Origin of the sequence: Mailhella massiliensis, from assembly GCF_020741395.1 — a bacterium.
Classification (GTDB): Bacteria; Desulfobacterota; Desulfovibrionia; order Desulfovibrionales; family Desulfovibrionaceae; genus Mailhella; species Mailhella massiliensis_A.
The window spans coordinates 19,128-28,730 of record NZ_DYZA01000068.1; the positions used below are offsets into that span (position 1 = coordinate 19,128).

The following is a 9,603-nucleotide window of genomic DNA, read 5'->3' on the forward strand; positions in this document are numbered from 1 at the left end:
AAAGCCAATTGTTCCCGCAGGGGCAGATTCCTTTCTTCCTGCCGTGGCTTTGCCGCCTGCCCCGGGACTTTTTTACCTGCGTCCCTTTCCGGGAGTTTCTGCATGAAAAAGGCGGGCGGGGCGCACTGTTGCGCCCCGCCCGCGTCATGTCAGGGAACATGCCCGGGAAGGTTTATTTCCCGGCCTTGGACTTCAGCACCATCTCCTTGAAGTCGGTGAAGAAGGTGCGGCTGTCGGTGGGGCCGGCGGCCGCTTCGGGGTGATGCTGCACCGTCATGATGGGCTTTTCAGGATGGCGGAAGCCTTCCAGCGTGCCGTCGTTGAGGTTCACATACACCTTTTCCACGCCTTCGGGCGGAATGACGCAGAAGCCGTGGTTCTGGGAGGAAATCTCGATGCGGCCGGTGAGCAGGTTCTTGACCGGGTGGTTTACGCCGTGATGGCCGAATTTCAGTTTGGTGGTGGTGCCGCCGAGGGCGTGGCCGAGAAGCTGATGCCCGAGGCAGATTGCGCCTATGGGGAAGATTTCCGCCATTTTGGCGATTTCCGCGATTTCGGGTTTCAGGGTGGCGGGGTCGCCGGGGCCGTTGGAGAGGAACACGCCGTCGGGGGCTGCGGCCTTCACCTGTTCACAGGTGAAGGAGGGCGGAACCACGAGAAGTTCCATGTCCTGCGCGGCGAGAAGGCGCAGGATGTTCCACTTGATGCCGAAGTCGTACACCACGATGTTGAGGGCCTTGCCCTGCGGCCAGTCGTAGGAGCCGTCGGCGTTCAGAGTCACGGGCGCGGGGCGGCCCGCGGCGTCGTCCCAGCGGTAGGGGGCGGCGGGAGCCACGCGGGTGACGAGGTTCTGCCCTTCCATGGAGGGCAGTTCCTGCGCCTTTTTCACCAGTTCTTCAGGGTCGAGGATGCTGGTGGAGATGCAGCCGCGCATGGCGCCGTTCTTGCGCAGGTGCAGGGTGAGGGCGCGTGTGTCGATACCTTCGATGCCCGGCACGCCCTGACGCATGAGAAAGTCGGGCAGGCTTTCCGTAGCGCGCCAGTTGGAAGGCTCCTTGCAGCATTCCTTGACGATGAGGGCCGACATGTGCACCTTTTCCGATTCCATGTCGTCGGGGTTGATGCCGTAGTTGCCGATGAGCGGATAGGTGAGGCACACCATCTGGCCCGCGTAGGACGGGTCGGTGAGCAGTTCCTGATATCCGGCCATGGCGGTATTGAAAATGACTTCGCCGCCGGTCAGTTCGATGGGGCCGGTGAAGGATTCGCCTTCAAGGGTGAAGCCGTCTTCGAGGGCGAGCAGAGCTTTCATGCGTGTTCTCCTTTGATCGCTCCGGCATAGTAGTCCTGGATGCACTCCACGCGGAGGGCCTTGTTCTGCTGATGCTGGATGGCGCGGGCTATGGCGCGGGCGCCGGAAATCGTGGTGGTAAAGGACACGCCGTAGTGCAGCGTGGTCTGGCGTATGGCCCGGGAATCGTGGGTGGTGCGCTTGCCGGAAGCGGTGTTGATGACCATGGCCACTTCGCCGTTTTTAATCATATCCACAATGTTCGGGCGGCCTTCATGCACTTTGAGCACGGGCTTGACCTCCAGCCCGGCTTCCTTGAGGAGCTTTGCCGTGCCGTGCGTGGCGAGAAGCTCGAAGCCGAGGTCCGCATAGGACCTGGCGATGGGAACCACGAATTCCTTGTCGCGGTCGTTCACGGAAATGAACACCTTGCCGTAGGAAGGCAGGGTCTGGCCCGCGCCGAGCTGGCTCTTCAGGAAGGCTTCGTCGAAGGTGCAGGCCACGCCCATGACTTCGCCGGTGGAGCGCATTTCCGGTCCGAGCAGAATATCCACGCCGGGGAAGCGCTTGAAGGGGAACACGGCTTCCTTCACGCAGACATAGCCCGTCCTGCGCATGGACCAGGGGTCGAGTTCGGCGAGGGTCTTGCCCAGCATGATCTGCGTGGCAAGGCGGGGCAGGGGCACGCCCGTGGCCTTGGACACGAAGGGGGCGGTGCGCGAGGCGCGGGGGTTCACTTCAAGGATGAAGATCCTGCCGTCCTTCACGGCGAACTGGATGTTCATGAGGCCGACCACGCGCAGCTCCTTGGCAAGAGCTATGGTCTGGCGGCTGATTTCTTCCACAATTGCCTCGGGCAGGGAGTAGGGAGGCAGGGAGCAGGCCGAGTCGCCGGAATGGATACCTGCGGCTTCGATATGTTCCATGATGCCCGCCACATACACCTCCTTGCCGTCGGCCAGGGCGTCCACGTCCACTTCAATGGCGTTCTCAAGGAACTGGTCGATGAGGATGGGGTGCTCGGGAGTGTCCGTGCCCACCACGTTGTGGAAGTAGTCGTCGAGGTCGTCCGGGCCGTAGCATACCATCATGGCGCGGCCGCCGAGCACATAGCTCGGGCGCACGATGATGGGGTAGCCTATGCGCGCGGCTTCTTCCTTGGCCACGTCCAGCGAGATGCAGGTGCCGTTCTGAGGCTGAAGGAGGTTCAGCTTCTGGATGAGGGCCTGGAAGCGTTCGCGGTCTTCGGCGCGGTCAATGGCGTCGGGGCTGGTGCCCATGATGGGTACGCCCGCGCGCTGGAGCGGCACGGCGAGGTTCAGCGGCGTCTGCCCGCCGAACTGCACGATGACGCCGTCGGGCTTTTCCGTTTCCACGATATGCATCACGTCTTCAAAGGTGAGCGGCTCGAAGTACAGGCGGTCGGAGGTGTCGTAGTCGGTGGACACGGTTTCGGGGTTGGAGTTGACCATGATCGCTTCCACGCCCTCGTCGCGCAGGGCGAAGGAGGCATGGCAGCAGCAGTAGTCGAACTCGATGCCCTGGCCTATGCGGTTGGGGCCGCCGCCGAGGATGATGACCTTCTTGCGGTCGTGCACGTCGAGCTCGCGGCCGGTCTCATAGGTGGAGTAGAAATAGGGCGTGTAGGCCTCGAACTCGGCGGCGCAGGTGTCCACAAGGTAGTACACAGGTTCCGTGCCCGTGGCCTTGCGCAGGGCGGCAACGTCGCTTTCCGGGCGCTTCCACATTTCGGCGAGCTGCCTGTCGGAGAAGCCGAATTCCTTGGCGCGGCGCAGAAGGCGGACAAGTTCCGGGTTGTCCGGAGTCATGGAGTTGCCGAGGGCGAAGTCCCTGAGGTCCCCTTCCATTTTCACGATATCGCGTATCTGGCGCAGAAACCACGGGTCAATGGCTGTGACGGCGTGAATTTCTTCCACGCTCATGCCTGCGAGAAGGGCCTGCCGCAGGGCGAAGATGCGCCTGGAATTGGGAGTACGCAGTTTGGCCATGATGGCATCCATAGAGGGCAGGGCATCGCGGAAACGGCTTCCGAGGCCCGGAGCGCCGATTTCCAGGGAGCGCAGGCCCTTCTGCAGTGCTTCTTTAAACGTGCGGCCTATGGCCATGGTTTCGCCCACGCTCTTCATGGAGGTGGTGAGCTCATCTTTGGCGCCGGCAAACTTTTCAAAGGTGAAGCGGGGGATTTTCACCACGCAGTAGTCAATGGCAGGCTCGAAGCTGGCCATGGTCTCGCGGGTGATATCGTTGGGAATCTCGTCCAGCGTGTAGCCTATGGCCAGCTTGGCCGCGATTTTGGCAATGGGGAAGCCGGTAGCCTTGGATGCCAGCGCGGAGGAGCGGGACACGCGGGGGTTCATCTCAATGACGACCAGCTCGCCGTTTTCAGGATTCAGGCCGAACTGCACATTGGAGCCGCCGGTCTCCACGCCGATTTCGCGCATGATGGCGATGGAGGCATCGCGGATCTTCTGATATTCCACGTCGGTGAGCGTCTGCACCGGGGCTACGGTGATGGAGTCGCCGGTATGTACGCCCATGGGGTCGAGGTTTTCGATGGAGCACACGATCACGCAGTTGTCCTTGCGGTCGCGCATGACTTCCATTTCGATTTCCTTCCAGCCGAGCACCGACTGTTCCACCAGCACTTCGCTGGTGATGGAGGCGTCGAGCCCGCCTGCGGCGATTTCTTCCAGGTCTTCCTGGTTGTAGGCCACGCCGCCGCCGGAGCCGCCCAGGGTAAAGGCCGGACGGATGATGAGCGGGAAGGGCATTTCCGAGGCGATGCGGCGCACGTCCTCCATGTTGCGGGCGATTTCGCTGCGCGGCACCTTGATGCCGATGTTCTCCATGGCGGCGCGGAACAGCTCGCGGCTTTCCGCCTTTTCAATGACTTTGGCGTTGGCGCCGATGAGTTCCACGCCGCACTCCGCGAGCACGCCCATCTTTTCGAGGGCAAGAGCAGTGTTCAGGCCGGTCTGGCCGCCCAGCGTAGGCAGAATGGCGTCGGGCCGCTCCTTGCGGACTATGGCGGCCACAGTGTCAGGTTCGATGGGTTCGATATAGGTCCGGTCGGCAAGACCGGGGTCGGTCATGATGGTAGCCGGGTTGGAATTGACAAGGATGACTTCGTACCCTTCTTCCTTGAGGGCCTTCACGGCCTGGGTACCGGAATAGTCGAATTCACAGGCCTGGCCGATGACGATCGGGCCCGAACCTATGACCATAATGCGCTTAAGGTCTGTACGCTTAGGCATATTCCGCTCCTAAAGTGGGTTTAAACTTGCGTATGATTACACAATGCCCCGAGATAATCAAGCGCCGTGCTTTCATGCTGCGCCGAAAGCGCCCGGATACTTTGCGCATCGCGCAGGCTTTTTCTGCTCTCCATGCGGCAGGGCCGGGGAACGGACGGGGAGACTTTGAAGCCTGTGGTGAGATTGCTGCAGCTGCGGGACGGTTCCAGGGAGGGGGATAGGCCGAAGAGTACCGTGATCTTTCCGAGGCTGCACCTGGCGGGAAAGCATGTGTCCCGAAGCGTGTATACCTCCTCGCTCCGCCACGCGACGGGCATAAAAAAAGCCATGGTTGTCGCCCATGGCCTTTGCGGACTTATTCTTCTTCCCGCCTGGCGATGACGGTATGTATCTGCTTGGCGTCGGCGTCGGCGATGGTGAAGATCCAGCCGCCGATGCGGAATTCCTCGTCTTTCTGAGGCACATGCCCCGCGTCCAGGCTGAGGTAGCCGCCTATGGTGTCCACCTCGTCGGACTCCAGGTGAATACCGAGTTCCTCCAGCTCCTCCAGGTAGGCGCGGCCGGAAAGCTCGTAGCTGCCGCCTTCCAGGGGGCGGATATCTTCTTCCTTGGGGGCGTCGTGTTCGTCTTCAATGTCGCCTACGATGACTTCCAGAAGGTCTTCGATGGTGGCAAGGCCCGAAGTGCCGCCGTATTCGTCCACCACAATGGCCAGATGGTTCTTGCGGCTGCGGAATTCCTGCAGAAGTTCGCTGGCTATCTTGGTTTCGGGCACGAAGAAGGGCTGGCTCATGATGGAGTCCACAGGGGAAGTCTGAAGCTCGACCTCCATGAGGGAGCTCAGCATGTCCTTGGCGTGCACGATGCCGATGATGTTGTCGCGAGTTTCCTTGTATATGGGCAGGCGGGAATGGCCTGTTTCCACAATGGCTCCTGCCGCTTCAAGGATGGTCGTGCCGGAAGGCAGGCAGTCGATATCCGTGCGGGGCGTCATGATATCCTGTACCTGGAGCTCGTCCAGGGAGAGGATGGAAAGCAGCATGGAGCCTTCTTCCGCTTTGAGCTCGCCTTCTTCACGGGCTTCGCGGATAGCCTGTTCCAGATGATCTTCCGAGGATTTGCCGGAAAAGAAAGAACCAAGTTTCGACCACACGCTACTGTGGGATTCGCCGTCCAAGACGATACTCCTTGATAGAAAGTTCAGGCCGGGAAACATGCCATGCCGCAGGGCAAGGGCCGGGAAGTCCGGCTCCGGCTCGGGAAAGCCCGCACATCGGGCACAATGACGGAAAAACATACGCAGGCCGCCGCAAAAAGGGCATGGCCCTGGAAACAGAAACGCACCCGTGCGTCGGCCCTTCTCAGGGGAACGTCGGAAGGCTGGCAGCCGGAATCTTCCTGGGAAGGGAGAGGGCTGTCGTTGCTTTGAGCGGTCGTCGGGCAGGTGTCGTTCATGTCAGATCCAGATTTTGATGGTCAGGTTAGCTTGTTCAGACCAAAAAGGCAAGACGCGGCGCGGGCCGGGAACCTTTTTTCCGCCTCCTCTCCTCAGGATGAGGGGAGCACGGTTGACCTTGCGCCTCGAAATCTATATAGATGCTTTTGTGCCGGAATGGTGGAATTGGTAAACGCAGCGGACTCAAAATCCGCCGGCAGCAATGCCTTGTGGGTTCAAGTCCCACTTCCGGTACCAGATATTTCAAGCGCCTGCTTTTGCGGGTGCTTTTTTTGTGCCTGAGGAGCTTTGGCTTCTTTGAGGATGGGGATGAAAGGCGCGGGGCCTGAAGCCCTTTCTTTCCCGGCGGGAGCGTCGTTACGGGGAGCGCGCGGCGGGCTTTTCTCCTGTTTCTCTTTTTTGTACCATGCCGGGGCAAAGGGCACGCAACCATAACAAAGGCAGGAAGGCCATGGCGTTCAACGGCTGGGAAAATGTGAAGGAAGGCGAGGAATTTTCCGCAGAGGAGATTGCCGCATTTTATGGAACTCTGGGGCCGTATTCCCTGCTGGGGCCGTTGCGGCGCAGCCTGTGGGGCCGCTACCCGCTCACGGCGCAGGCCGTGGCCTTTGACGGGGTGGAGGGGATGTTCCAGCCCCGGGAAAGGGTGAGGCTTTTCCTGAGAGAAGAGGAAGACGGGTATAATTTCACGGTCTTTCCCGAGCATCTTTTTGAAAAGGAAGGCAGCCTGCGGCCCTTCATCGGCATGGCGGAGGAAAAGGCCGTACAGTCTTCTTCTCCTTCCTGGAATGAAAAATGGACGGATATGTTCTGCGCCCGGGATTACTGCCTGCCCTTCTGCGATTCCCTCATGAAGCTTGAGCCTCCCTATACCGAAGAGCAGATGGAGGGGCTGTACCGTTCCTTTGCCGACGAATATGCGGAACACGAAGGCCGCTGCGCCATGATTTCCGGCCTGTACCGCACAGGGGCGGAGCGCTTTTCCGCCTTCTGCTTTGCGCTTGCCCGCGAGGGGCTGGAGACCCCCGACGGCTCGCGTTACTTCGCGCCCTGGGATGTGGTGCTTTTATTTTTTGAGATGAAGGAAGGCGGCAGCTTCGGGGCCGTGGCCACCGTGCCTTTGCGCTTCGTCAACTTCTACGCCCCGGAAAAGCTGAAGGCCTTTGCCGAAGAGCTGGAAAAGCAGTGGAAAGAGTAAGCCGCAGCGCCGGAAGAGGATGACGGTTCCTCTTCCCTCGGGTAAGGGGCGGAGAAGGTCGGCGGGAACGGACTGTTCAGAGTTCGTTGCTCCTGCCTCTGCGTTTGGAACAGCCTCCCTGTTTCCGGGTGGGCGGCCGTGGAGCAGCCTGCTTTTTTAAGACAGAGGCGGCTTGGGACGGAAACCTGCGTTCCGGTTTCCGGGGAAAACGGCATTGTTCGCTTGGGCCGTGCCGGAGCGCTGAAAGAGGCGGTTTTTCGGGGAAGAAAAAAGGGAAGACCATAGCGCGGTCTTCCCTTTTGTACATCATGCACGGATTTTCAGAATTTATAGCCGATGCCTATGCCGAAATTGTGGGCATGGGGGTGCGTGGTATGCCCGGGCACGACGCCGCTTTCGATGCTGGCGGCATCCGTGTAATCGAGCACATGGTTGTGAATGTACATGTAGGCAAGGTCGAAGGTCCAGTTCCCGTAGAAGAAGCCTACGCCGGCGGTGTAGTAGTTCCTGCCGTTGGAAGGCACCATGTAGTCGGCGTTGCCGAGGTTCATGGGCGAGGTTTCATACATGAAGCCGAGGCGCAGGGCCATCCAGTCCACGGGCTTGTATTCGGCGGAAAGGCCGAGGGTCCAGCTGTTTCTCCAGTGCCTGTCGGTGTTCTGCCAGGCGTTCACCGGATCCTTCATATACATGTTGAAGTCGCGGAAGCGGCTCCAGAGCGTATACACGGCGTCCGCTTCAAAGCTCAGGTTCTCCAGCGGCTTATAGGCTACGCCGAATCCGATGGAGTCGGGCAGGTGAAGCGTGCCGCGCAGGCGGGAATTCTGGATCATATTGAAGGCAGGGTTGAGCTGGGCAAGCTGCCTGTCGTAGCGCGTTTTGCCGCTGACCTTGAGGCTCATGGGCGCGCGGTAGGTGAGGCCGAGGGACCACTGATCGTTGATTTTCGCGTGCAGGGCCACATTGCCGCCGAAGGAAACGCCGTGCCCGTTGATGTTCACGTCGCCGAGGTCGCCAAGTCCGAATCCCGAAATCATGGCGTTCTGATTGAGATTCTTGCGCATCTGCATGGATGCGCTCATCATTTCCACACCGGCGGCCACGGAGAGATGGTCGTTGATCTTGTAGGCGATGCTGGGATTGAGGGAATTGGTGATGAGCTGCACGCTCTGCAGGTTGTAGCCGCCGGGCCATTCATTGGGGTACTTCACGCCCAGGCCGAAACGGGTATAGGATGCCAGGCCGAACCACAGCCTGTCGTTGACTTGATGGGTGATGTAGAAGGCGGGGATGGGCCAGGTCTGATGGGCGCTGTGGTAGTTGCCCGTGTCGTTGCCCTCGAAGTCTCTCGTATCCACGCCCCAGTAGAACTGCGATACGGCGAGGTTGGCCTGCATCTGCGTCCCGTCGAGGAGCGTCATGGCCGCAGGGTTGTAGGCCAGCGTGGAGGCGTCGCCTCCGCGGGCGATGAGGCCGCCGGCAAGGCTCATGCCCCTGGCGCTGTTCTCCATGATGGCGAAACCTTCAGCAAAGGCTTTGCCCGAAGGAAGGAGGAAAGAAAGGGAAACAAACAGGCAGAGCGCGCAAAGGGCACGCGCACGCATGGAAAAACGGTTCATCACATAACTCCTGCTGCCGAGATGCAAAAAAGGCGGGCCGGCACGGCCGGAAACCATATGATGAACGATAGGCCGTCTTGATAAGTTAAATCAAGATTTGAATGTATCCGTAAATAAAGCCGTGGCCTTGTCGCAAAGGGCCTTGGCGCGTTCGCGGCTGCGGCGGCTGATGACGGGCCGCCAGATGCGGTATTCCTCCGGGGCGTCGGGCCCCGCGTGGCCGTCCGGAAGGCTTGCGCCGCCCTTGCCCGCACCCTGTGCGGCGGGCTTTGCCCCGCGCGTGGTATCCAGCGTCCACTCCCACGCAATACCCTTCATTTCTTCGAATTCTGCAAGCCCCTTCTTCCAGAGTTCGCTGAAAAAGCCCTGGGCTTCCCATTTTTTGAAGTAGGCGTGTATGGAACTCGGGCTGCCGTAGAGCTCCTTGGGGAGAGACTTCCACTGTGTGCCGGTTTTCAGGACATAGATAATGGCCGAAAAGACCTTGCGCTGATCGAGGGGCTTGCGTCCACCGCCGGAAATGCGCTGGTACACTTTCTCAGGATCGCGGACGGTTTCGGGGATGAGCGGTTTGACGGCTTCCCAGAAAGAATCGGATATTTCCCAGAATTTCATGATGTTAAACCCATATACGAGATACGTTGGTGAAAAGTTTAGCATAAAAGGTAAGGGAAGTCAGCAAGTAGTTATTTACGGATAAGGGGGAGCGGAAAAAATTTTTTGAGGCGCGAAAAAAAATTGTTGACAGCCCGGGAGTGCCGGGC

Annotated in this window: 6 protein-coding genes and 1 tRNA gene; 2 read left to right on the forward strand and 5 right to left on the reverse strand. The window is 59.9% G+C overall.

Annotation, left to right across the window (positions count from 1 at the left end; genetic code table 11):
• Window positions 1–172: 172 nt before the first annotated feature.
• The 3 genes from carA to K8W16_RS03700 all read right to left on the reverse strand — a co-directional run bounded on the left by carA (window position 173) and on the right by K8W16_RS03700 (window position 5,743).
• Window positions 173–1,312 (reverse strand): glutamine-hydrolyzing carbamoyl-phosphate synthase small subunit, encoded by a 1,140-nt coding sequence (carA, locus tag K8W16_RS03690; RefSeq protein ID WP_304121250.1) that lies wholly within the window; start codon window positions 1,310–1,312, stop codon window positions 173–175.
• Window positions 1,309–4,566: a carbamoyl-phosphate synthase large subunit gene (carB, locus tag K8W16_RS03695; protein WP_304121251.1), complete on the reverse strand. Its 3,258-nt coding sequence runs from the start codon at window positions 4,564–4,566 to the stop codon at window positions 1,309–1,311. The genes carA and carB overlap by 4 nt, the downstream gene beginning before the upstream one ends.
• A gap of 355 nt (window positions 4,567–4,921) precedes the next feature.
• A complete protein-coding gene (locus K8W16_RS03700; RefSeq protein WP_304121252.1) occupies window positions 4,922–5,743 on the reverse strand; it encodes a hemolysin family protein in 822 nt (273 codons plus the stop codon).
• Between the two features lie 429 nt (window positions 5,744–6,172).
• Between K8W16_RS03700 and K8W16_RS03705 the strand changes: the two genes are divergently transcribed.
• Together K8W16_RS03705 and K8W16_RS03710 are read left to right on the forward strand one after the other, a co-directional pair.
• Window positions 6,173–6,259: transfer RNA gene (locus K8W16_RS03705), tRNA-Leu, on the forward strand.
• A 214-nt stretch (window positions 6,260–6,473) separates the two neighbouring features.
• Window positions 6,474–7,220: a hypothetical protein gene (locus tag K8W16_RS03710; RefSeq protein ID WP_304121253.1), complete on the forward strand. Its 747-nt coding sequence runs from the start codon at window positions 6,474–6,476 to the stop codon at window positions 7,218–7,220.
• Window positions 7,221–7,540: 320 nt separating this feature from the next.
• On the opposite strand, the gene K8W16_RS03715 is transcribed toward K8W16_RS03710, so the two are convergent.
• Window positions 7,541–8,839 (reverse strand): OmpP1/FadL family transporter, encoded by a 1,299-nt coding sequence (locus K8W16_RS03715; protein ID WP_304121254.1) that lies wholly within the window; start codon window positions 8,837–8,839, stop codon window positions 7,541–7,543.
• A 90-nt stretch (window positions 8,840–8,929) separates the two neighbouring features.
• Entirely contained in the window at window positions 8,930–9,454 is a 525-nt protein-coding gene (locus tag K8W16_RS03720) for a transposase (protein WP_304121255.1), read from the reverse strand.
• Between the last annotated feature and the right edge of the window lie 149 nt (window positions 9,455–9,603).

Excerpts from the sequence above, each read along its gene's own strand:
- carA (WP_304121250.1), bottom strand. The coding sequence starts at position 1,312 with ATGAAAGCTCTGCTCGCCCTCGAAGACGGCTTCACCCTTGAAGGCGAA.
- carB (WP_304121251.1), bottom strand. The coding sequence starts at position 4,566 with ATGCCTAAGCGTACAGACCTTAAGCGCATTATGGTCATAGGTTCGGGC.
- K8W16_RS03710 (WP_304121253.1), top strand. The coding sequence starts at position 6,474 with ATGGCGTTCAACGGCTGGGAAAATGTGAAGGAAGGCGAGGAATTTTCC.
- K8W16_RS03715 (WP_304121254.1), bottom strand. The coding sequence starts at position 8,839 with ATGAACCGTTTTTCCATGCGTGCGCGTGCCCTTTGCGCGCTCTGCCTG.
- K8W16_RS03720 (WP_304121255.1), bottom strand. The coding sequence starts at position 9,454 with ATGAAATTCTGGGAAATATCCGATTCTTTCTGGGAAGCCGTCAAACCG.